The sequence below is a fragment of the Sporosarcina sp. P25 genome (assembly GCF_002743235.1).
GTDB lineage: Bacteria > Bacillota > Bacilli > Bacillales_A > Planococcaceae > Sporosarcina > Sporosarcina ureae_B.
Map to the genome: position 1 here is coordinate 193,848 of NZ_PDYV01000004.1, position 21,853 is coordinate 215,700.

At 40.1% G+C, this 21,853-nt stretch carries 23 protein-coding genes and 1 other annotated feature; of the genes, 20 read left to right on the forward strand and 3 right to left on the reverse strand.

What is annotated here, in order from left to right; translation table 11 throughout:
* The first annotated feature begins 120 nt into the window (after positions 1-120).
* The 16 genes from hemA to CSV70_RS16430 all read left to right on the forward strand — a co-directional run bounded on the left by hemA (position 121) and on the right by CSV70_RS16430 (position 15,400).
* Positions 121-1,497: a glutamyl-tRNA reductase gene (hemA, locus tag CSV70_RS05770; protein WP_085131064.1), complete on the forward strand. Its 1,377-nt coding sequence runs from the start codon at positions 121-123 to the stop codon at positions 1,495-1,497.
* A gap of 221 nt (positions 1,498-1,718) precedes the next feature.
* Positions 1,719-2,549, forward strand: coding sequence for a cytochrome c biogenesis protein CcsA (gene ccsA / locus CSV70_RS05775; protein ID WP_099628381.1), 831 nt, complete (start codon positions 1,719-1,721; stop codon positions 2,547-2,549).
* 15 nt (positions 2,550-2,564) lie between these two features.
* Positions 2,565-3,494 carry a hydroxymethylbilane synthase gene (hemC, locus tag CSV70_RS05780; RefSeq protein WP_085131062.1) on the forward strand — a complete coding sequence of 310 codons (930 nt, stop codon included), beginning with the start codon at positions 2,565-2,567 and terminating at the stop codon, positions 3,492-3,494.
* Complete coding sequence (locus CSV70_RS05785; RefSeq protein ID WP_099628382.1) at positions 3,487-4,251, forward strand: uroporphyrinogen-III synthase; 765 nt, start codon at positions 3,487-3,489, stop codon at positions 4,249-4,251. Before hemC ends, CSV70_RS05785 begins: the two co-directional genes overlap by 8 nt.
* The gene (gene hemB, locus CSV70_RS05790) at positions 4,248-5,228 is read left to right on the forward strand and encodes a porphobilinogen synthase (protein ID WP_085131060.1); all 981 of its coding nucleotides are present in this window, start codon (positions 4,248-4,250) and stop codon (positions 5,226-5,228) included. Before CSV70_RS05785 ends, hemB begins: the two co-directional genes overlap by 4 nt.
* 1 nt (position 5,229) lies before the next feature.
* Positions 5,230-6,525 (forward strand): glutamate-1-semialdehyde 2,1-aminomutase, encoded by a 1,296-nt coding sequence (hemL, locus tag CSV70_RS05795; RefSeq protein WP_085131059.1) that lies wholly within the window; start codon positions 5,230-5,232, stop codon positions 6,523-6,525.
* Positions 6,526-6,693: 168 nt separating this feature from the next.
* The gene (locus CSV70_RS05800) at positions 6,694-7,317 is read left to right on the forward strand and encodes a hypothetical protein (RefSeq protein WP_099628383.1); all 624 of its coding nucleotides are present in this window, start codon (positions 6,694-6,696) and stop codon (positions 7,315-7,317) included.
* Positions 7,318-7,544: 227 nt separating this feature from the next.
* Positions 7,545-7,764: a binding site (T-box leader), on the forward strand.
* Positions 7,765-7,817: 53 nt separating this feature from the next.
* Entirely contained in the window at positions 7,818-10,463 is a 2,646-nt protein-coding gene (locus tag CSV70_RS05810) for a valine--tRNA ligase (RefSeq protein WP_099628384.1), read from the forward strand.
* 223 nt (positions 10,464-10,686) lie between these two features.
* On the forward strand, positions 10,687-11,172 hold the full coding sequence (locus CSV70_RS05815) for a GNAT family N-acetyltransferase (protein ID WP_099628385.1): 486 nt from the start codon (positions 10,687-10,689) through the stop codon (positions 11,170-11,172).
* Between the two features lie 21 nt (positions 11,173-11,193).
* Positions 11,194-11,448, forward strand: coding sequence for a hypothetical protein (locus CSV70_RS05820; protein ID WP_085131054.1), 255 nt, complete (start codon positions 11,194-11,196; stop codon positions 11,446-11,448).
* A 39-nt stretch (positions 11,449-11,487) separates the two neighbouring features.
* Positions 11,488-11,838, forward strand: a complete 351-nt coding sequence (locus CSV70_RS05825; protein ID WP_099628386.1) for a hypothetical protein — start codon at positions 11,488-11,490, stop codon at positions 11,836-11,838.
* 74 nt (positions 11,839-11,912) lie between these two features.
* Complete coding sequence (locus CSV70_RS05830; protein WP_099628387.1) at positions 11,913-12,509, forward strand: class I SAM-dependent DNA methyltransferase; 597 nt, start codon at positions 11,913-11,915, stop codon at positions 12,507-12,509.
* Between the two features lie 58 nt (positions 12,510-12,567).
* Entirely contained in the window at positions 12,568-13,599 is a 1,032-nt protein-coding gene (locus CSV70_RS05835) for a S66 family peptidase (RefSeq protein WP_099628388.1), read from the forward strand.
* Between the two features lie 249 nt (positions 13,600-13,848).
* Positions 13,849-14,160, forward strand: a complete 312-nt coding sequence (locus CSV70_RS05840; protein ID WP_099628389.1) for a hypothetical protein — start codon at positions 13,849-13,851, stop codon at positions 14,158-14,160.
* A gap of 150 nt (positions 14,161-14,310) precedes the next feature.
* Positions 14,311-14,907, forward strand: a complete 597-nt coding sequence (locus CSV70_RS05845) for a dienelactone hydrolase family protein (RefSeq protein WP_099628390.1) — start codon at positions 14,311-14,313, stop codon at positions 14,905-14,907.
* Between the two features lie 325 nt (positions 14,908-15,232).
* A complete protein-coding gene (locus CSV70_RS16430) occupies positions 15,233-15,400 on the forward strand; it encodes a hypothetical protein (RefSeq protein ID WP_158232384.1) in 168 nt (55 codons plus the stop codon).
* A 79-nt stretch (positions 15,401-15,479) separates the two neighbouring features.
* Here CSV70_RS16430 and CSV70_RS05850 read toward each other — a convergent pair whose 3' ends face one another.
* Genes CSV70_RS05850 through CSV70_RS05860 form a run of 3 tightly spaced genes read right to left on the reverse strand, consistent with a single transcriptional unit; the run spans position 15,480 to position 18,042 of the window.
* Entirely contained in the window at positions 15,480-16,394 is a 915-nt protein-coding gene (locus CSV70_RS05850; protein ID WP_099628391.1) for an MBL fold metallo-hydrolase, read from the reverse strand.
* Positions 16,394-17,179, reverse strand: coding sequence for an ATP-grasp domain-containing protein (locus CSV70_RS05855; RefSeq protein ID WP_099626845.1), 786 nt, complete (start codon positions 17,177-17,179; stop codon positions 16,394-16,396). The genes CSV70_RS05850 and CSV70_RS05855 overlap by 1 nt, the downstream gene beginning before the upstream one ends.
* Positions 17,176-18,042 carry an ATP-grasp domain-containing protein gene (locus CSV70_RS05860; RefSeq protein ID WP_099628392.1) on the reverse strand — a complete coding sequence of 289 codons (867 nt, stop codon included), beginning with the start codon at positions 18,040-18,042 and terminating at the stop codon, positions 17,176-17,178. Before CSV70_RS05860 ends, CSV70_RS05855 begins: the two co-directional genes overlap by 4 nt.
* Positions 18,043-18,103: 61 nt before the next feature.
* On the opposite strand from CSV70_RS05860, the gene CSV70_RS05865 reads away from it, so the two are divergent.
* From CSV70_RS05865 to CSV70_RS05880, 4 genes are all read left to right on the forward strand, one after another.
* Positions 18,104-19,315: a bifunctional folylpolyglutamate synthase/dihydrofolate synthase gene (locus CSV70_RS05865; protein ID WP_099628393.1), complete on the forward strand. Its 1,212-nt coding sequence runs from the start codon at positions 18,104-18,106 to the stop codon at positions 19,313-19,315.
* Positions 19,316-19,413: 98 nt separating this feature from the next.
* Entirely contained in the window at positions 19,414-19,854 is a 441-nt protein-coding gene (locus tag CSV70_RS05870) for a type IV pilus modification PilV family protein (RefSeq protein WP_099628394.1), read from the forward strand.
* Positions 19,851-20,330 carry a hypothetical protein gene (locus CSV70_RS05875; protein ID WP_099628395.1) on the forward strand — a complete coding sequence of 160 codons (480 nt, stop codon included), beginning with the start codon at positions 19,851-19,853 and terminating at the stop codon, positions 20,328-20,330. The genes CSV70_RS05870 and CSV70_RS05875 overlap by 4 nt, the downstream gene beginning before the upstream one ends.
* A 17-nt stretch (positions 20,331-20,347) precedes the next feature.
* Positions 20,348-21,844, forward strand: a complete 1,497-nt coding sequence (locus tag CSV70_RS05880; RefSeq protein ID WP_099628396.1) for a hypothetical protein — start codon at positions 20,348-20,350, stop codon at positions 21,842-21,844.
* Positions 21,845-21,853 lie beyond the last annotated feature (9 nt).

Genomic DNA, 21,853 nt, shown 5'->3' on the forward strand with positions numbered 1-21,853 from the left:
TGATTTGATCGAATTGTTACATTATGACTTCAAACGATGTTCACAAATTGCATTCCGACTAAAGCGCTATGTATGTTATAATGAATGTACGAAAATGATTCCGAAAGGTGTGAGCACCTAATGTATACAGTCGTTGTCGGTGTTAATCACCGAACCGCCCCTGTCGAAATTAGAGAGAAGCTATCATTCGTCGAGGCTGATTTGCCACAAGCGATGCAAACATTGCAACAGCAAAAGAGCATCTTGGAAAACATCATTATTTCTACTTGTAACCGTACTGAAATCTATGCGGTAGTTGATCAGATTCATACAGGACGATATTATATAAAAAAATTCCTTGCTGATTGGTTTTCTATTCCCATCGAGGAATTTTCGAGTCACTTAATTATTCATGAAGAAGATGGTGCAGTGGAACATTTATTACGTGTAACTGCAGGCATTGATTCCATGGTACTTGGTGAAACGCAAATTTTAGGACAAGTGCGCAGTAGTTTTTTCGCCGCGCAAAACATTGGTACAACGGGTACCGTATTCAATGAATTATTTAAACAAGCAATTACGACAGCGAAGAAAGCACATACCGACACAGCAATTGGTGAAAATGCTGTGTCAGTTTCCTATGCGGCAGTAGAACTGGGGAGAAAAATTTTCGGTTCACTTAAGGATAAGCATATTGCTATTCTTGGTGCAGGTACAATGGGCGAATTAGCAGTCAAGAACTTGCAGGGGAGCGGTGTTGGGAAGATTACTGTAATCAACCGAACATTCTCTAAAGCAGAAATTCTGGCGGCGAAATTTAATGGTGAAGCGAAATCTATGCAAGAGTTGCAGTGTTTATTACTTGAAGCAGACATTTTAATCAGCTCCACTGGCGCTACTGAATATGTCATCGATTATGAATTGATGGATTTTGTAGAGAGACTGCGTAAAGGCAAGCCGTTATTCATGGTGGATATCGCTGTGCCACGTGATCTTGATCCGAAAATCGGTGAACTAAGCAGTGTATTCTTGTATGATATCGATGATCTGCAAGGCATCGTCGAAGCGAATTTGGCTGAACGTAAGCGTGCGGCTGATGAAATCGGTCTGATGATTGAACAAGAAGTCGTTGCTTTTAAAGAATGGTTAACAACGCTTGGTGTTGTGCCAATGATTTCTGCATTGCGCAAGAAGGCAAGTCGTATACAGAGCGAAACGATGCTTAGTATCGAAAATAAAATGCCAGATTTAACAGAACGTGAAAAGAAAGTTCTAAATAAGCATACAAAATCAATTATTAATCAATTATTAAAAGAACCTATTTTACAGGCTAAAGAATTATCTACTGATAAAAAAGCAGCAGAGAAACTCGCACTTTTTGAACAAATCTTTGGAATTTCCGAAGATGTCGTAACAGAAAAGGAACAGCTGGCATTCCAAGCAAAAGAACGTCTTCAAAAACGCGCTGATCAAAAAACAGATGGTGTGGATGTGACGAACGTACATTATCAACACTAATCCCAGGTGGTTCTGTATCTGTCTTTCACAAGAATGATACAGGCCCACTTTTTTAATGCAGGTAAATAAGCAATATATGTATAAACATTCGGCACACTAGTAGAAATACACTTACTATGGATGCAATTATTTGCAGTAACACCCTCTCATTTGAGACAATATAGACGAACACTCCTTACTAGCAAAAGAGAGATTTTCGCTTGAAAGGCAGAGAATAGCATATGGTTGATTTAACCGTCGCAAGGCTCCAGGAAGTCATGATTGTTCTTTATGCCCTCAGTCTTGTTTTTTACTTAATTGATTACTTGAAGAAGTCAAAAAGTTTTCAACGGATTGCTTTTTGGCTGATCGTTACCGTATGGGTTACACAAACTGCGATTTTATCCCTTTACATTATTCAGATGAAGCGCTTTCCGGTATTATCGCTAGTTGAAGGTATTTATTTTTATGTATGGTTGCTGGTCACATTATCTATCGTGTTCCAGTTGATTTACAAAGTGAATTTCATGGTATTTTTCACGAATATTATTGGATTTGTATTTTTAATGATTCATGTCTTTTCCAATTTGAAATATACAGCTTCCACTGTTGGTGATTCACTTATTTCAGAAGTATTATTTGTTCATATTACATCAGCAATCCTCTCCTATGCGGTGTTCGCGTTAGCATTTGTTTTCGCGGTATTATATTTGATTGTTTATAACGTTTTAAAAAGTAAGAAGTTTGGAAAACGCTTTTCCAGTCTACCTAATTTGCATCAGACGATGGTTGGAATGAAAATGTCGATCTATACCGGCATTCCGATTTTATTCGTCAGTTTATTATTCGGTGTTCAATGGGCGTATGTAGCGCTTGAACATTGGTCTCCTTTTGATGTGAAAATTATGGGGTCATTTGCAGTATTACTCATCTATTCTTCCGTTATTTATTTCAACTATAAGGGAAAGCTCCAATCAGTGGAGTTTGCCTGGATGACGATATTTGCATTTCTCTTAACGGTCGTTAATTTCTTTTTGGGCAGTACGCTGTCACAATTTCATTTATGGATATAAGAAAGGAAGAGTTTTGTGAGAAAAATTATTGTAGGTTCACGTAGAAGTAAGCTGGCGTTAACTCAAACGAAATGGTTCATTGAACAAATGAAGCAGGCAGGTGCACCATTTGAGTTTGAAGTGAAAGAGATTGTGACGAAAGGCGATCAAATCTTGGACGTCATGTTGTCAAAAGTTGGCGGTAAAGGGTTATTCGTAAAAGAAATCCAGCAAGCATTGTTTGATAAAGAAATTGATTTTGCCGTACATAGCATGAAAGATATGCCAGCGGTAATTCCAGACGGTTTGACTGTTGGCTGTATCCCTAAACGCGTAGATCCACGAGATGCATACATCGCAAACGACCATGTTCGCTTCATGGATTTACCAGTTGGAGCGGTTGTCGGAACATCAAGTCTTCGTCGTAGCTCACAGTTATTAATGTTGCGTCCAGATATAGAAATCAAGTGGATACGCGGCAATATTGACACACGTCTACGTAAGCTCCAAGATGGTGAATTTGATGCAATCCTCTTAGCAGCTGCAGGACTCAAGCGTATGGGCTGGGATGACAACATCGTCACAGAACACCTATCGATTGAAGATTGTATTCCAGCAGTTGGACAAGGTGCATTAGCGATTGAGTGTCGTGAAGACGATACAGAATTACTGGATGAACTAGCGAAATTAACAGATGAGAGCACCTGGATTGAGCTACAGGCTGAGCGCACGTTCCTAAATGAAATGGATGGTTCTTGCCAGGTACCAATCGGAGGATTTGCAAAGTTTGATGGTAATGAAGTGGAAATGACTGGTTTCATTGCGTCTCCTGATGCAATTCAAGTGTTCCGTGAAACGGTGAAAGGAACAGATCCTGTTGCAGTCGGTAAGGAAGTCAGTAGAATTTTACGTGACCAAGGTGCTGCTGAAGTAATCGAGAAAGTGAAGGCGGAAATGGATGCGTAACGCATTACCGTTAGCAGGAGAAACGGTTATTTTCACCGGAACACCAAAATCTGCGGAAGCTGCCGAACTTGTAAAAAAGTACGGTGGCATTCCGGTTTCAATTCCGCTAATTGAAGTGGGAGAAATACAGAAGAAGGCTGATCAGCAAAAGTTGCAACAAGCAATGAAAGCTGATTGGCTCATTTTTACGAGTCAATCAGCAGTTGCAGCGTTCCGTTCAAAAATGTTGCGGTTCAATGTAACGGCTGATGTGTTTAACGGAAAAGTTGCCGCAGTCGGAACTCGGACAGCAGCTGCATTAGATCGACTCGGTTTTGATGTATCTTTCATTCCAAGCGTGTTTAGTGCAGATGTTTTTGTCAAACAGTTTAATCCGGAAATGTCAGAACGATTACACGTGGTCTTTTTGAAAGGCACTCTCGCTGGCAGTTTGATTCGTGAGGAGTTGCCGTTTCATGTTTCAGAATGGACAGTTTATGAGACTAAAAGTGCAACGAATGAAATAGATAAATTGAGTCGTTTTATACTTCAAAAAAGTCAGGTGTCCGTGTTGTTCGCAAGTCCGTCGGCGGTGGATGTGTTTTCTACACGTATTGCACCGAAAACGACGTGGTTTGGTTTCACGGTTTGTGCAATCGGACATGTTACGGAACGTGCACTGTTAAAAGTGGGTGCACCTGTTCACGTCAAGCCGGAAACGTATACATTAGTCGAGCTAGTCCATGAGCTGGCCAAACGAAAGGGAGAATTCAATTGAATCCAATAGAATTTAAGCGTCATCGTAGACTTCGTACACATCCTACCGTTCGAGCGATGGTAAGAGAGACAGAAATTAAAGCAGCGGATTTCATTTATCCTATCTTTGTTACAGAAGGCGAGAATGTACGCAATCCAATCGCTTCTATGCCAGGAGTAGATCAGTTTTCTATTGATTTATTATTAAAAGAAACAGATGAAGTAGTCGAATTGGGAATTTCATCTATTATTTTATTCGGTATACCTTCCGAAAAGGACGCAACCGGTTCTGAAGCGTATGACGACGAAGGAATCATTCAGCGTGCAACACGCGCAGTGAAAGAACGTCACCCGGAATTAGTTGTAGTGGCAGATACTTGTCTATGCGAGTATACAGACCATGGTCACTGTGGCGTTATTCATGACCAGGATGTAGATAATGATGCCAGTCTTGTATTGCTTGCGAAGACAGCGGTTAGTCAAGCGAAAGCGGGGGCTGATATTATTGCGCCGTCGAATATGATGGACGGTTTTGTCGCTGTTATCCGTCAAGCGCTAGATGATGCAGGATTCCAAAACATTCCGATCATGTCGTATGCGGTTAAATATGCATCTGCTTATTACGGTCCATTCCGTGAAGCCGCACAATCCACACCGCAATTTGGCGATCGTAAAACGTATCAAATGGACCCGGCAAACCGTATGGAAGCAATGCGTGAAGCGGAGTCTGATATTCTTGAAGGCGCGGATTTCTTAATTGTTAAACCCGCATTGTCTTATCTCGATATCATTCGCGACGTAAAGAATCATGTGCTCTTGCCTGTCGTGGCGTATAACGTCAGTGGAGAATATGCAATGGTCAAAGCTGCTGCATTAAACGGCTGGGTAGACGAGAAGAAAATTGTATTAGAAACGTTAACAAGTATGAAGCGTGCAGGCGCAGATATCATCATGACATATCATGCAAAAGATGCTGCTCGCTGGTTGGAGGAGAAGTAATATGGGACAAAAAACATATACGAAATCTGAACAAGCGTTCAAAATAGCAGTTGATTTAATGCCAGGTGGCGTCAACTCACCAGTACGTGCATTCAAATCAGTTAATATGGATCCGATCTTCATGGAAAGTGGTAAAGGTGCGATCATTAAAGATATCGATGGCAATGAATATATTGATTACGTACTATCTTGGGGACCTCTAATCCTTGGACACACACATCCTGACGTAGTATCTGCAATACAGAAAGTAGCTGAAACAGGCACAAGTTTTGGAGCACCTACTCTTCTGGAAAATGAATTGGCAGAGCTTGTAATCGACCGTGTACCATCCATCGAGATGGTGCGTATGGTGTCTTCTGGTACGGAAGCAACAATGAGTGCTCTTCGTTTAGCACGTGGCTATACAAAGCGTAATAAAATCCTTAAATTCGAAGGTTGCTATCACGGACATGCGGATTCCTTGCTAATTAAAGCAGGATCGGGTGTCGCTACATTAGGTTTACCTGATAGCCCGGGGGTGCCTGAATCGATTGCACAAAACACGATTACGGTGCCGTACAACGATCTTGAAAGTGTTAAATTGGCTATTAAAGAGTATGGAGACGATTTAGCTGCAATTATTGTAGAACCGGTTGCAGGAAATATGGGTGTTGTGGGACCAGATAACGGCTTCCTTAAAGGCTTACGTGAGTTGACAGAAGAAAATGGTTCTTTACTGATTTTTGATGAAGTAATGACTGGGTTCCGTGTAGGATATAAATGTGCACAAGGTCATTTCAATATTAAACCTGACCTTACATGTCTTGGTAAAGTAATCGGTGGCGGACTGCCTGTAGGAGCATATGGCGGTTCTCGCGAAATTATGGAGCATGTGGCGCCTGCGGGAACTATTTATCAGGCGGGTACATTGTCTGGTAACCCGTTAGCGATGACAGCAGGTATTGCGACGTTGAGAAAGTTGACACCGAAAACATACGAACACTTCATCAAGCTTGGTGATCAGTTGGAAGAAGGTTTCCGCGCAGCAGCGAAAGCTAATAATATTCCACATACCGTCAACCGTGCCGGTTCAATGATCGGGTTCTTCTTTACAGATCAACGTGTCAATAACTACGATAAAGCGAAAACATCCGATTTGGAATTGTTTGCAGAATATTACCGTCTGATGGCGGAAGAAGGTATCTTCTTACCACCTTCCCAATTTGAAGGTATGTTCTTGTCGGCAGCTCACACAGAAGAGCATATCGCGAAAACTGTGGAAGCATTCCATACGGTATTTGCGAAATTGAAACGATAATTTTGAAGCGTCAGGCAGATTTTATTGCTTGGCGCTTTTTTATGCATGTACTTTGCGGGAGATAGCGCTGTTGCGATCACTTTATTCACACTCTACGCTATGCATCACTTCTAAACTGCTTCATTTCTTCATATAGTAGCCTGAGTTAAGAAAAGGAGTGAAGCGAAAATGACGACGCATCAATGGACATTGCAAGAGTCTTTTTATTTCCCTGTTGAGTACGGGGCATTTGCTGAATCGGCTGAGGTAAAGGTGACACCAGGGTTTACAGAAGAACGTACAGAAGAAGCAATTCGTTTGCAAGGGATCTATCATATTGCAGCAAACGTTGTATTTGATGCAGACAAACAAGTAGAATTGGCACCCGAAGATGTATTAGTCATTAATGACGTAGAAGTAGAAAGCAATAAAGGGTATTTTGAATATGCTGTGCCTTTGAATGTTGATCTACCAGTAGAACTCGATGGCGATTTGCAACTTGAAGTGCAAGACATCAAATCTTCATCACTGGAAGATGGAGGATTGAAACTTGAGTGGACCGTTCAATTGAAAAAGGAAGAGCCTGTACAAGAACCGGTTGCAATTGAAGAAGAGCCCGCAGCACCACAATTCGTAGCTGCATCGACATCCCATTTGGAGTTTCTCGCCAATGCAGATCGTGCAGTTGAGCAAGTAAATAATGAAATGGAAGACTTTCTCTTATACATCGCCGAGATGGATGACGATATAACGAGAAAGATCTTCCATTCAAATAATGTTTTTGTAGAAGCAGAAGGACAAAGCAGCGAATAAGCAAAATAATAAAAAGTCACCAGTGGTCGGGACAATTAGTAATCGAATCAACTGAAACACGGTTAATGGAATGATACAGCCTTTGCAGTAAAATCTTGTTTTCCGAAGCCACGGCGGCAATAGGTAGGGATTATAACCTCTTCTCATAATTCACCATCCTTTCTCTATAGACTACTATTCAGTTGACGGACTCTACATGTTTCGCTTATAATAGTGGGTATATGAATATAAATGCGAAGAGTAGGAAAGTACATGTGAACTGTTTTCTTTAGAGAGGGTGCGATTGGTGGAACGTACCTGGAAACCGCATATGGAAGTCCCCTATGAGCAGTTTTTGTGAAATGTAAGTAGCAGGAACCGGTGTAGACCGTTACCCAATCATGAAGATGTAATGCTTTTTTAGCGTTCATAAATAAAGGTGGTACCACGAGCTCCTTCGTCCTTTTACCGGGATGAGTGGGGCTTTTTTGTATCCCTTTTTATTTGAAGGAGGAAATGAAATGACTGACGAATTGACGATGCCGACCAAATACGATCCGCAGGCAGTTGAAAAAGGACGTTATGAATGGTGGCTTGAAGGTAAGTATTTTGAATCGGATGTAAAAAGCGAAAAAGAACCGTATACAATTGTTATCCCACCACCGAACGTCACAGGGAAACTTCATTTGGGACACGCATGGGATACGACTTTACAGGATATGCTCATCCGCATGAAGCGTATGCAAGGCTATGACGCACTGTGGTTGCCGGGAATGGACCACGCTGGAATTGCAACACAAGCGAGAGTAGAGGAAAAACTTCGCGCTGATGGCAAAACGCGTTATGATCTTGGACGCGAAAACTTCGTGCAAGAAACATGGAAGTGGAAAGAAGAATACGCGAGCCATATCCGTGCTCAGTGGGCGAAGCTTGGTCTGGCTCTTGATTACTCACAAGAGCGCTTTACTTTGGATGAAGGATTGTCAAAAGCAGTACGTGAAGTATTCGTTAAGTTGTATGAGAAAAAGCTTATCTACCGCGGAGAGTATATCATCAACTGGGATCCTGCAACGAAGACAGCGATATCTGATATTGAAGTTATTCATAAAGATGTGCAAGGTGCATTCTATCATATGCGTTACCCATTGGCAGATGGCACAGGATCGATTGAAATAGCGACAACACGTCCCGAAACGATGCTCGGTGATACAGCTGTTGCAGTTCACCCCGATGACGAACGCTACCAGCATTTAATCGGAAAGATGGTCAAATTGCCAATCGTAGGACGTGAGATTCCGATCGTAGCGGATGACTACGTCGAAATGGACTTTGGAAGCGGTGCAGTGAAAATTACACCAGCACATGACCCGAATGACTTTGAAATAGGTAACCGTCACAACTTGCCACGCGTGCTCGTCATGAATGAAGACGGTACGATGAATAAATTAGCAGGCAAGTATGAAGGCATGGATCGTTTCGAATTCCGTAAGCAAATCGTCAAAGACTTACAAGAAATGAATGTGCTATTTGAAATTGAAGATCATATGCACTCTGTCGGACACTCGGAACGAAGTGGCGCAGTAGTGGAGCCGTATTTATCTACACAATGGTTCGTCAATATGCAGCCACTTGCTGAGCAAGCAATCAAACTGCAGAAAAACGAAGAAGAAAAAGTGATGTTTGTTCCTGAACGTTTCGAGAAAACTTACTTAGGATGGATGGAAAATGTCCATGACTGGTGTATTTCTCGTCAACTATGGTGGGGCCACCGAATTCCGGCTTGGTATCATAACACGACAGGTGAAATTTATGTGGGTCAAGAAGCTCCGGCTGATGAAGAAAACTGGACTCAGGACAATGATGTACTAGATACTTGGTTCTCATCTGCCTTATGGCCGTTTTCAACTATGGGCTGGCCAGACGTTGACAGCGAAACGTTCAAAAAATATTACCCAACAGATGCCCTTGTTACAGGATATGATATTATCTTCTTTTGGGTGTCCCGCATGATCTTCCAAGCTCTCGAATTCACGGAAGAGCGTCCATTCAAGGATGTCTTAATCCACGGATTAGTACGCGCGGAAGACGGGCGAAAAATGTCTAAATCTCTCGGCAACGGTGTAGATCCAATGGACGTAATTGAGCAGTATGGTGCAGATGCATTGCGTTACTTCTTGGCAACTGGTTCTTCACCAGGACAAGATCTACGTTACTCTACAGAAAAAGTAGAAGCAATCTGGAACTTTGCCAATAAAATTTGGAACGCTTCCCGTTTCGCATTAATGAATATGGATGGTATGAAGTATGAGGAAATTGATTTGTCAGGAAAGAAATCTGTTGCAGATGCATGGATTTTAACTCGTCTGAATGAAACAATTGAATCGGTAACTAGCTTGGCTGACCGGTATGAATTCGGTGAAATGGGCCGCGCGTTATATAACTTCATCTGGGATGACTTCTGTGACTGGTATATCGAAATGGCGAAATTGCCACTATACGGTGAAGACGAAGCGGCGAAAAAAATGACACGTTCGGTTCTTGCACATGTTCTGGATCAAACGATGCGTTTATTGCATCCATTGATGCCTTTCATTACAGAAGAGATTTGGCAGAACCTTCCGCATGAAGGGGAGTCCATCACAGTGGCGAAGTGGCCTGAAGTAGATACGGCAATCATGGACAAGTCTCGTGCTTCACATATGAAATTATTGATGGATATCATCAAATCAGTACGCAATATCCGTGCAGAAGTAAATACACCGATGAGTCGTAAAGTCGATTTGTATATTTCAGCGATAGACGAGAAGACAGTGGCGGTACTTGAAGAGAACCGTAACTATTTGGAGCGATTCTGTAATCCAGAGACGCTGACAATTGGTGTGAAGGTGAATGCGCCAGGTAAGACAATGTCAGCCGTCGTGACGGGTGCAGAGTTGTACTTACCACTTGAGGGATTGATTGATATTGAGGAAGAGTTGGCTCGTTTGACGAAAGAGCTTGGCAAGTGGCAAGGTGAAGTGAAGCGGGTTCAGGGCAAGTTGTCGAATGAACGATTTACTGCCAAAGCGCCTGAATCGGTTGTTGAGGAAGAGCGTGCCAAAGAGAAGGATTATTTGGAGAAGTATGCGGCAGTTGAGCGTCGTATTGCTGAACTGAAGGAAATTTAAATTGGTGTATAGATAGTTAAAGCCCATTCGACAGCGTGATGCTGTTGAGTGGGCTTTTTGCATTGTGTGGGAAGAAGAAATAGTTTAAACCCAAACTGAAGTCAAAATTTACTCTCCAAAAATAATCTTAATAACATCCAGTAATACCCTATGGATAGTATTACTGGATAGTTATGGGTATAATTGAATTCATAATATTTAGAACATAAGTGGGAGGGTGTATATGGATTTTTTTGTTCGCGAGATGGGGGAAAAGGATATTGTGAAAGTGCGTGATATCGCGGTGGAAAGTTGGCGTGCTACGTATGCGGCGATTATTCCCCGGGAGATACAGGATGATTTTCTCCGGGTGGCGTATAGTGACGAGATGCTGAAGAAGCGTTTAAGTAGTTCACATATGTGGGTTGTGGAGACTGAAGGTGAAGTAGCTGGATTTGTGGATTTTTCCCCTGCAGATGAAACAGGCAGAGTGGAACTGCGCGCGATATATTTTTATCCCGACAAACAGCGCAAAGGTATGGGGACAGCGTTGTTAAAGAGAGGTATGGATGAGCTTGCGGACTCAACAGAAATTATAGTAGGGGTGGAGAAAGAAAATAGGATAGGACTGCAGTTTTATGAAGCGAAAGGATTTAAAGTGGTTAAAGAATTTGATGAGGATTTTGCTGGGCATCCAATGAAGACAGTTCAGATGGTGCTAGTGATATGACTGAAATGGGGTGGAATATTATTGAAACGGATCATATGGATTGCAGTGAATCTACTTTCGGGTGTATTCGTAATAATAAATAGTGTGGTAGGTTTTGGAATCAGCGGTATGGGGGAAGGTTCCACCAATAATTTCATGATACTTGGTTTAGCAGCTATTTGGGCAATTGGTCTCGTCTTGCAATTGAAGAAAAAGGGACGGGCTATCGGATTACTTATCACATTCATTCCTGTAATGTTCATTGTTTATATTTATCTCAAAGCTTCTATGATGTAATACAAAACTGAATCAGAACTGAAAGTCAGGAGGTGTATGATGAAGCGTATCGCGGTTATTTTATTGATGCTTATATTATCAGGTGCATTTGCGGCTTGTGCTAGCAGCCCAGGGGAGCAAGAGGGTGGATATTTAACGAAGAAACAAGTATTGAAACAAGATCCGACTGCTGATTTGTTGGAGTATGACGGCAAGGTGTATAAAACAAATATTGACTGGACTGAATTTGAAAAATTGACTAAAGGGGACAAGCTTGGTGAGGTTTCTGAAGGCATGGCGAAGCATGTCCCTGACGGAGCCGAGATCTATGCGACAAATGAACGCGATGATGTGTTAATTGTGGACTATATGCAAGTGGAAAAAAGATATTTATTACAAATAGGAGAATAAAGATGCGCTTTCCCCTGAAAGTTGCAACGCACATATATTAAAGAGGATAGAGAAATGAATTTGGAGAGTGAAGCATGGAGGAAAATCTTTTCGAGCAAATGGCAAAAAGGTATGATACTGCAGAACGGCAGGAATTAGCCAAGATAGTAGTGAAAGAAGTAAAGCCTGAAATACAACACAGTCGTTCCAAAACATTAATTGATTATGGAAGCGGTACAGGACTCGTTGGTTTAGCATTATCGGACTTGGTGGAGTCAATTTTGCTAGTAGATTCATCACAGCAGATGTTGGAAGTAGCACAGGCTAAAATTTCTCGCAATGATATTACAAATGCAAAAGTTCTTTATACTGATTTCACTCAGGAAAGTCCGACACTTCAGGCAGATATTGTGTTAGTATCATTGGTTCTTCTACATGTTCCGGATACCAAAAAGATCGTACAAGAATTATATAATGCTCTCACTGATGGCGGTAAATTAATTATTATCGATTTTGAGAAAAATGATAAAGTGAATCATCCTAAAGTTCATAATGGTTTTGTACATGAAGAGTTGAAGCAGTTGTTAACAGAAGTAGGTTTTATCCATATTGAAATTAGAAACTTCTATAGCGGGAAGAATATTTTCGTAAACGAGGATGCCACGATGTTTATATCGACCGGTATCAAGTGATGTATGAAAACAGGAAAGTTTAACATTGTCAAGAAAGACAATCAAAAGGAGGCTTAATATGCTGACAAAACCTACTACACTTCAACGGGGAGATACAGTCGCGACGGTAAGTCCATCATGGGGAGGCGCGGGTGAACCGGAGCTTAAGTGGCGTTATGAACAAGGTGTAAAAAGGCTAGAGGAAGTCTTTGGATTGACAGTAGTTCCGATGCCAAACAGTTTAAAGGGAGCCGACTATCTTTATCAGAACCCCAAAGCGCGTGCTGAAGATCTGATGACGGCATTTCGCGACCCTTCCATTAAAGCGATTTTTGCGAATATCGGGGGAGAAGACAGTATTCGCTTGCTTCCTTATGTGGACTTTACAGTAATACAAAACAATCCGAAGATATTCATCGGATACTCTGATGTCACGATATCTCATTTATTTTGCCATAAGGCAGGTATTTCCTCTTTCTACGGGCCGGCTATTTTAACGGACTTCGCCGAAAATGTGGAGATGGACCCTTATACAGTTGAAATGGTAAACCGGACTCTCTTTTCCAATGAAATAATCGGTGAGATTGAACCTGCCGAAAGTTGGACAAGTGAGAGGTTAGAATGGATTGAACTGAATAAACATACACGTCGTACGATGAATCAAAATAGGGGTTATGAGTTGCTTCAAGGTTCCGGTACTGTAAAAGGCAGACTAATCGGTGGCTGTATGGAAGTGTTGGAGTTTGCGAAAGGGACGAAACTGTGGCCGGATACAGAATACTGGAACGATAGTATTCTGTTCTTTGAAACGTCTGAAGAAAAACCTGCCCCTAGTTTGATTCGATACTGGTTGAGAAATTATGCTGCGCAAGGAATTTTGCAAAAAGCGAATGGAATTATTTTTGGGAAACCGCAAGATGAGAAATATTATGCGGAGTATAAAGTGGAAATTCTTAAAGTGATGAAAGAATATCAGTTGGAGCAGCTGCCTATTTTATATAATTTGAACTTCGGTCATACGGAACCTAAGTTTATTTTACCGTATGGGGCGATGGCGGAGATTGATTGTGAACACAAGACGTTTTCGATTCTCGAGAATGGAGTTATGTGAAAAAGTAGATACATGATTTTTTAATTTTTACAGATCAGCAATCGCATCCACAATGTGCTCTGCAAAGCGAAATGGGATCATGTCTTCACTTGTTACGCTAATAAATAATATGGAATACCTGATAAAGAAGAATTGACTACGGTGAATATCGAGTGGGATTCGGATAAATTTTATACTAAGAAAAATTAAAAATCTTTCATTCTAGTTTACATAATATAGTTATAGGTGCTGATAGAGAGGAGAATAGTTATGCAAACAATTATCGAAATTCTAGGCATAGTATTACCGATTATAATAGCGGGCTTTATTGTGTTATTTGTCATTAAGAGACTGGATCAGAAAACGAAGCAAGGTGCGATGCCTAAGAAAAAATCGAAGAGTTCTCAGACATTGTTGGATAGTTTGATACCTCTTGGAATGTTGGCCGGTTGTATAGTGGGTTTACTAATCAGTATGATTTCTCCTATTTCGTTAGGATTTGCCTTTAGTTTAGGTGCTTCATTAGGTTTATTAGGTGGATATTTTGCTTATGAGAGTTATGGTAATAAAGAAGAAATATAATTGTACAGGGCACGATCTAGAAAAGAGGGTTTCGATATGATGAAAAAAGTAGGATCAGCGCTTGTAGCCTTATTCATAATGGAATCAGTAACTTTTAGTAAACCAGTTTCGTGAGTGGATATGAGGATGAATTACGTGAGGAGGAAATGAATGATTGAAAAGAAATCTACTTCTGAAACTTGTATCATAGTTCTTCATGAAATCTACGGAATAAATCAATTTATGAAAGACATTTGTGAATCGTTGTCTGAGAAAGGCTTCGATGTGATCTGTCCCAATCTGATACCGCAGGAAATCCCTTTTGATTATTCGCAGGAAGAGTTAGCTTATGGAAACTTCATGGACCGTGCAGGTTTTGAAAATAGCGCACATAAGGTTAAAGAGCTACTAATGGATATGAAAAATCGGTATGTAAAAGTATTTATCCTTGGATTTAGTGTGGGGGCGACAATTGCTTGGCTATGCAGTGAGGAAGAATGCGTTGATGGGATCATTGGATACTATGGATCGCGAATTCGGGATTATGTTGGTGTTAATCCAACTTGTCCGACGTTATTGTATTTTCCAAATGCTGAGAAGTCATTTGATGTCAATGAAATGCTTTTGAAACTAGAGAAGCCGAACGTAGATGTATTTATGTATGAAGGTCTACACGGATTTAGTGATCCCTACGCTTTTGCATACAATGAAGAATCGGCTTATATCACCTGTAACCAAACGATAGACTTCTTCAGAGATAATGGATAGAGAGAAGCACTTTTTACATTTTAAATAAATTGATATAACAAACAAAACTGGGTATTGTACCAAAATAAAGTGCCGTGTTTTCGTTTTGGGAGGCGTGTTTGGAAACATCACTCAGGATCCTGTTTGATGATTTGAACTTGATCACCAGTAGAGAAGGCAATAAAAGATATATAATGTTTTTTGTCAACGGGTGATCACTTGAGATAAAACGTTCATTATCTACTTCTTCAATCGTAAGTTTTACTTCCTCTTGGAGGTGCTTCAAGTATTGGGCTTTCTTTTTGACCTTGTTGTGGCAGTAGCACTATTAGAAAGAGGATAGAAAATGAAAGAAATTCAAAAGCACGCTGTTATTATTGCGATTCTAGCATTCATGTTTTTCTTGGTTTTATCATTGATAACGAGTAATTGGAAATTTCTTTTATGGAGTATTGTACCAATCTTTTTATCACTCATGACGGCTTTCTTTGCTAAATCCAATGCTAGAGATTAAATGGATTTCAACCCCTTGCTTAAAAGAGACTGTCACAAAAAATCATTGTGAAATGACTTTCTGCGGTAGTCTCTATTTTTTATAACCATAACGTCTCGCCAATAAGCAACTTCTTTAATTGATCTTCATTTAACTGCAATCTGTTCCACTCAGCATTCAGTCTTTCAAGCGCTTCGGGTCCAGTATCGTCAGCTAAATGATAAGTTCCGTAATGCATCGGTATAAATGTTTGACCAGCTACCTCCAAAAAACCTTTCACTGCATCCTCAGGTGTGAGGTGACTTTCCTTCATAAACCATTCTGGCTCATATGCCCCGATCGGCATGATCACCGTGTTAATAGTGAACTGCTTCGCTATCTCTGAAAATCCACGGAAATATCCCGTATCTCCAACGAAATAAATCGATTGCTCAGCACTTTCGATAATCCAGCCACCCCAATGAGAAGTATTCGTATCCGTCAATGTCCGTTTCGTCCAATGTTGCGCAGGAACGAACGAGAATTTCAGGCCTTCAAACACAAATGAATCAAACCATTCTGCTTCGATGACCTTTTTAATTCCTCTAATTTGGAACTTTCTCCGTAAGCCAACAGGAACAAAATATATAGGTTTCCCTTTTAGGTGTTTGATCGTGCCGAAGTCCAAATGATCATAATGTCCATGTGAAATAACCACAACGTCAATCTCTGGCAATTCATCTAGTGCAATTCCTGGTTCCGTTAATCGATTCTGAAATCCCATCCGTTTTGCCCAAACTGGATCAGTAATCACATTAAGGCCGCTAATTTGAATTAAAAATGTGGAGTGCCCAATCCAAGTAATGGTTGCTTCGGATCGATTGGCTACGAGCTTTTCTATTTCTTTAATCGGCGCTTGTTCGATTACGATCCGTAAATCTTTCTTTTTTTCATTACGTTCTTTCTGCCAACGAATCATTTCTCTAACTGATTTACTCGTATCTACGTCATCCAAATTAGTATAGCGTTTTCTCATCATTCAACACCCAATTGATTTTTGACATATTCCAATAATTTCTTGGCAACTGAAAAATCGTGTGTTTGATAGAGTGAACGGGCGCCAACGGGATCCTCGATTTCATTCAATAACCAGCCGCCTGTAATTGGAAGTATGAAATCAATGCCAATATAGTCACTAGAAATTGCCCGGGAAATCGTTTGAACTTGATTGGTTTCAGTGTCGTTCAACGTATATTTTTCAACAGTGCCACCTAAAGTGAAGTTGGATTTGAACGAATCTTTCGCCCCAGATCGTTTTACAGCACCTAATACTTCATTGCCGAGCATGAATACTCGAACATCTGTTGCATTCGATTCGATGAAGGGCTGCGCGATTAGTTCATTGTGATCGAACTGATTTAGAATATCCTCAGTTTGTTGTACAGATTCACATAGAAATACTTCGCTACCACCATGGCCTCCGCGAGTTTTCAGTACAAAAGGCAACGTAGGAAGTTGGTCCGCTCTGAATGTGGGGACGACGGAAATGCCAAGTAGAGTAGCAAGTTCAAATGTGCGCAGTTTATCATTAGCGATTTTCTGCACACCCGCCCGATTAAACATGCGATAACCTGCTTGTTCCAGTTTCAAAGTTAAATTAGGGTCACGATCTCGGAATAAAATGAAATCTAGTGGCTCGGTAGGTGAATCAGTGATTAACTTCAATTCGATATCTAAGTATTTTGCTTCTTTCAAAAGATCGTCGATAAATGCTTGATTCCTCTTTACTTCCTTCACGTTATAGTAGACTGCGCCTTTCATTTAATCTTCTCCAATATGTACGCAATCATTGCATCCGCGACGTTGATACCGGTGACGTTCAAGAGGTTCCGGATATGCGCTGCGCCGTTAACTTCACAAACGAGAGGTTGTTCATCCACACCGAATAATAAATCCACTCCAGCGAATTCCGCACCAACTGCTTTTGCTGCTTCCATAGCGAGTGTTTTTTGTGCGGAAGTCAATTCCACCACTTCAGCTACACCACCGTTCGTAATGTTCGCTCGGAAATCTGTCTCTGAATGGCGATACATGGCCGCGATGACTTGATCGCCGACTATATTGACGCGTAAGTCCCGCCCTCTACTCGTCTCAATGAACTCTTGAAAGACATAATCTATGCCACGCAACTCATCGACTTTCTCGTAGAAAGCTTGATTCGTCTCGATCAAATACACTTTCATACCAAATGAGCCATGACCTTCTTTAATAATCATAGGCAAGCCAAGCGTTTCAAGGACATTCTCGTAATAACCGCTATCCGTAATCGTGAAATTTGGATAAACCTTCGGTGCGATGATTGTCTTCGGCATCGCGACACCATGCTTTGCAAGTTCAAGATACTGCTTGGCTTTATTATCACATGTTTCAATAACTTCAGGATCATTGAAGATAGGGATTCCCACATTTTTTAAATACTGTGCAAGCAATGTATCTTTATCGAGGAAAACGACAAAATCAGGAGCATCTTTTATCTGATTTTGCGCGTCCATCAGCACTTCATAATTTTTTAAGATCGTCGCCTGTACTCCGGCTCGCTCTGCCGCCTCCTGCACAAGCCGCGCTTGATCAGCGAATTTATCACTCGTTAAACTACCATTATAAATCACCCAACAACTTTTCAATCCCATCGCCACCTTTGCTATACTAGATCTATAACTTAATTTTAGCACAGGAGGAATTTCTTTGATTCCAAAACTTGATGAATATAAAAAACAATTTGACATAATGAGTGATGACGAGATTAAACCGGGATTGGATGCGATAGAAGAGGCTTTGGCGAATGTCTTGAACCCGGAGAAAGATTTGCGAATTATTCATGTGGCAGGTACGAACGGTAAAGGTTCGACGATTGCGGTAATGGAAGCAGTTTTACAAGCGCATGGATTTAAGACTGGCGTATTTTCTTCACCCGCCATACTGGATGTACATGATCAAATTCGGATCAATGGGAAACCGATTACTCATGAGGAATTAGAGTATGTGTTTGAAGAAATGAAAGCAGCAGGATTAAGTGGGATGCTGACGGACTTTGAATTGCTGACGGTGGCGGCGTTTTTGGCGTTCCGTAACGCAGAACCTGATTATGTTTTACTTGAGACGGGGATGGGTGGTAAATACGACAGCACGAACGTTGTGACACCTTTAGTCTCGGTCATTACATCGATTACGCTAGATCATACGGGATTTCTTGGAGATACAGTTGAAAAGATTGCCGCACATAAAGCGGGCATTATTAAGCCGTATATTCCAGTCGTTATAGGAGAATTGCTACAAGAGGCGAAAGAGGTTGTCTTGGCAGAGGCGAAGACGAATAAAAGTTTGGTGCGCGCATATGACGAAGAATTCACAATGAAACAAGAGACTACTGAAATCTTCAGTGGTATATCTACATTTGAGATTCCCGAGCGTAATATGAAAGGACCCCATCAAGCGATTAATTCTGCCGTTGCTCTAGAAGCTTTATCAATGGCGGGAGTGCCATTGAAACAAGATCATGTGGCTAAAGCTATAGCCAATGTAGCCTTGCCGTTTAGATTCCAAAAGCTTGCAGATCACGTTTATATTGACGGAGCTCACAATCCTGCGGCCGCGCGTATGTTAGTACGTACGATCAAGGAGCAATTTCCAGGAGAGAAAGTGGACTGGGTTGTGGGGATGTTGAATACGAAAGACTATCAAGCTACGTTGGAGATTTTAGCACCACTTGCGAATAGTTTTACGTTTGTGGATTTTCCGCATGCACAGGCTGCGAAAGCGGAGGATTTGCAAGCGGTTTGTCCTATAGAGGCAAGTCGTGTGATTTCATTTGAAGAAGTGGATGTAAAATGTTCGAAAAAATACATAAAGGTAGTTGTTGGCTCTCTTTACTTATTAAGTAGTTTAATGAGACAATAGGCTTAATAAAGTTGGTTTTATAGACTTTTATGTTTATAGTAAGGTATTTAGTTTTAGTAGGATAAAATGATGAATGTTAATGAGAGGAGTGTCATGTAATGAATACTACTAAAGAAAAGGGATTTACACTTGTCGAGATTCTAGCGGCTCTGACAATTTTGGGCATTGTATTCGTTAGTTTCATGACATTTTTTTCTCAAATGAATTTATTTAATACGCGTACGGAATCTAAGCTTGAAACTATCAATTTGGCTAAAAAAGAATTGAACTTTTGGAAAGATAATCCGATGCCGTTTGAAAATAATGAAGGGATTTCAATTCGCAAGAAAGATGATACTTCTTCATCTGAATTTATTTTTTATACATACACTCGTCAAAATGAACCCAAATACGAATACCGCGTGAAATACCGTGTACATTCAGACTTAAAACCTTTCGCGGAAACATCTGTTGCACTTCATCGGGTACAAATTTCTATTCATGAGAATGGCAAGGAAATTAGTGAGACGTTTGGTTATGTGGAGGATGGAGCTCTATGAATGAAAAGTGGACAATAAGAAAAAATCAGCAAGGGATGTCTGTTGTTGAACTATTAGCAACACTACTACTTGTCTCTCTAGTTTTTGTAATCATCTGGACAACATTCTCGATCAGTACACGACTGAATACATCTGAGACGGCAAAATTACGTCTACAGCAAGAGGCAAATTATATTGCGACAGAAGCACAACGTTTACATCGTAAGTGTTTAAATTACGAATTTGTCGTGAAGCCCCAACAAGTAAGCATTCAAAATTGCCGAATGCCATCTCAAACTGTAGAAGATCACATTATTAGTACAAATTTTATTTATTATACGGATCAAAAAAGTTCAGAAACTACTGAAGAAAGATTCTATGTAAACACAAAGAGGGGGAATTTGGAAATACCGAAGTTTTGGATTATCGATCCAAAAAACGAAAAATTGAAAGTGTCTATCCCATTGGAATTATCCAGGTATAAAGAAGCGCCATGAGGAAAGGAAGCGGTAGTGTGCAATCACCTAAAAATGAAAAAGGCTATGCATTAGTGATTGTCTTGCTTGTCATCGTATTTATTATGATTTTAAGTGCTGTTTTCATGAGAGGATCGATTAGCAATGCCAAACAGCAACATATAGTGGATGATAACAATCTGGCATATACTGCTGCTGAAATGGGTGTAGATTATTACAAATGGCTCTATATAAATAAATTTAAGGCGGAAAGAGATAAAATTTGGAATGATATGAAACTGGCCTATGAGAGCGATAAAGTAATTATAAATAAGAAAAGCATAACAAATGAAAAAAAAGAAGAAGAGCTCAAGCAAGCGGCAAAAAACCGACAAAATCAAATGGTTGATCAATTACTCAACCTTCACTTCAATAATCTTGAAAAAACGAAACCAGATACAACAGATTCCTTAAATTATAGTATTTTAGAACCTATAAAATATAGTAGATTAACAGACACCGAGAATAGAGACGTGGGTTTAATAGTCAAAGGCAAAGTACTAGGGGAATATGGGAAAGGAAGCAAACGAGCAAAGAATTTAGATTTTGAGTTAATGTTTGATTTTCCGCTGTTAGTTAGGGAAGGGATTTCAAATCCCCCGAATAATGGAGAGAATTCTTTAGCGATTCCTGTTGTGAACATAAAAAGTTTAATTGAAAATAATAAGCAAACCAAACCATGTACTACTAATCCTTACAATGAAAAATGCCTTGGACAGAAATCTAATGATACTCATTTCACCGCGATAAGTTCAATCGTTTATTTTCCAGTCGGTTATACAAAAGGAAATGGTAATATCGGAATAGATTTTAAGAATACACAAATATATTCAAACGCAAACATTGAGCTCCCTAATATGAATAATATGAATAATATAACGATGTATGCTGATGGAAATATTGAATTGAAAAATTTAAATGGAGCAAATCAAGCTAATTTATATACAACCGGAAATATAGAATTTAAGAATGCTAGTTCAGTTTATTCAAATTCTATACTTTACGCAGAAAAAGGTATAGATGGAAAAAATACTGAGTTTAAAAAAATGAAAATATTTGTCGGAGGTAACTACACTGGAGAAAAGTTTGCGCTTACTAACAATTCAATAATGATAGTTGATAATGAATTAAAAATAGAGAAGGCGGGTTCTATTCAAAATTCCAACTTAGTTGTAAAAGGGAACATAGTTATTGAGAAGTCTCTCATTATTAAAGATAATTCAAAAGTTTGTGTTGGTGGAAATATTGACTTCAATAAAATAAATTTGAAAACAATTGATTCAAATAGCAAAATTTATTTTGTGGAAGAAAAAGCTAAACCTCGAAATGTTATTGGTCAGTATCCAAACTTAATTCCGATGAAAGAATCTGTATTCCAAAACAATCCTAAAGCCTTATATGATAACTGTATTGGCGGTGGAAATGGAAGCGAAGGTCCGGACATTTCAGATAAACCTAATTGGGTGCCTCCTAAAATCGATGTCACATATAATTAATCAAAGTCA

Excerpts from the sequence above, each read along its gene's own strand:
- CSV70_RS05840 (WP_099628389.1), top strand. The coding sequence starts at position 13,849 with ATGCAAACAATTATCGAAATTCTAGGCATAGTATTACCGATTATAATA.
- CSV70_RS05850 (WP_099628391.1), bottom strand. The coding sequence starts at position 16,394 with ATGAGAAAACGCTATACTAATTTGGATGACGTAGATACGAGTAAATCA.
- CSV70_RS05870 (WP_099628394.1), top strand. The coding sequence starts at position 19,414 with ATGAATACTACTAAAGAAAAGGGATTTACACTTGTCGAGATTCTAGCG.
- hemL (WP_085131059.1), top strand. The coding sequence starts at position 5,230 with ATGGGACAAAAAACATATACGAAATCTGAACAAGCGTTCAAAATAGCA.
- CSV70_RS05800 (WP_099628383.1), top strand. The coding sequence starts at position 6,694 with ATGACGACGCATCAATGGACATTGCAAGAGTCTTTTTATTTCCCTGTT.
- CSV70_RS05830 (WP_099628387.1), top strand. The coding sequence starts at position 11,913 with ATGGAGGAAAATCTTTTCGAGCAAATGGCAAAAAGGTATGATACTGCA.
- CSV70_RS05835 (WP_099628388.1), top strand. The coding sequence starts at position 12,568 with ATGCTGACAAAACCTACTACACTTCAACGGGGAGATACAGTCGCGACG.
- CSV70_RS16430 (WP_158232384.1), top strand. The coding sequence starts at position 15,233 with ATGAAAGAAATTCAAAAGCACGCTGTTATTATTGCGATTCTAGCATTC.
- CSV70_RS05875 (WP_099628395.1), top strand. The coding sequence starts at position 19,851 with ATGAATGAAAAGTGGACAATAAGAAAAAATCAGCAAGGGATGTCTGTT.
- hemA (WP_085131064.1), top strand. The coding sequence starts at position 121 with ATGTATACAGTCGTTGTCGGTGTTAATCACCGAACCGCCCCTGTCGAA.
- CSV70_RS05845 (WP_099628390.1), top strand. The coding sequence starts at position 14,311 with ATGATTGAAAAGAAATCTACTTCTGAAACTTGTATCATAGTTCTTCAT.
- CSV70_RS05855 (WP_099626845.1), bottom strand. The coding sequence starts at position 17,179 with ATGAAAGGCGCAGTCTACTATAACGTGAAGGAAGTAAAGAGGAATCAA.
- CSV70_RS05785 (WP_099628382.1), top strand. The coding sequence starts at position 3,487 with ATGCGTAACGCATTACCGTTAGCAGGAGAAACGGTTATTTTCACCGGA.
- CSV70_RS05815 (WP_099628385.1), top strand. The coding sequence starts at position 10,687 with ATGGATTTTTTTGTTCGCGAGATGGGGGAAAAGGATATTGTGAAAGTG.
- CSV70_RS05810 (WP_099628384.1), top strand. The coding sequence starts at position 7,818 with ATGACTGACGAATTGACGATGCCGACCAAATACGATCCGCAGGCAGTT.
- CSV70_RS05825 (WP_099628386.1), top strand. The coding sequence starts at position 11,488 with ATGAAGCGTATCGCGGTTATTTTATTGATGCTTATATTATCAGGTGCA.
- ccsA (WP_099628381.1), top strand. The coding sequence starts at position 1,719 with ATGGTTGATTTAACCGTCGCAAGGCTCCAGGAAGTCATGATTGTTCTT.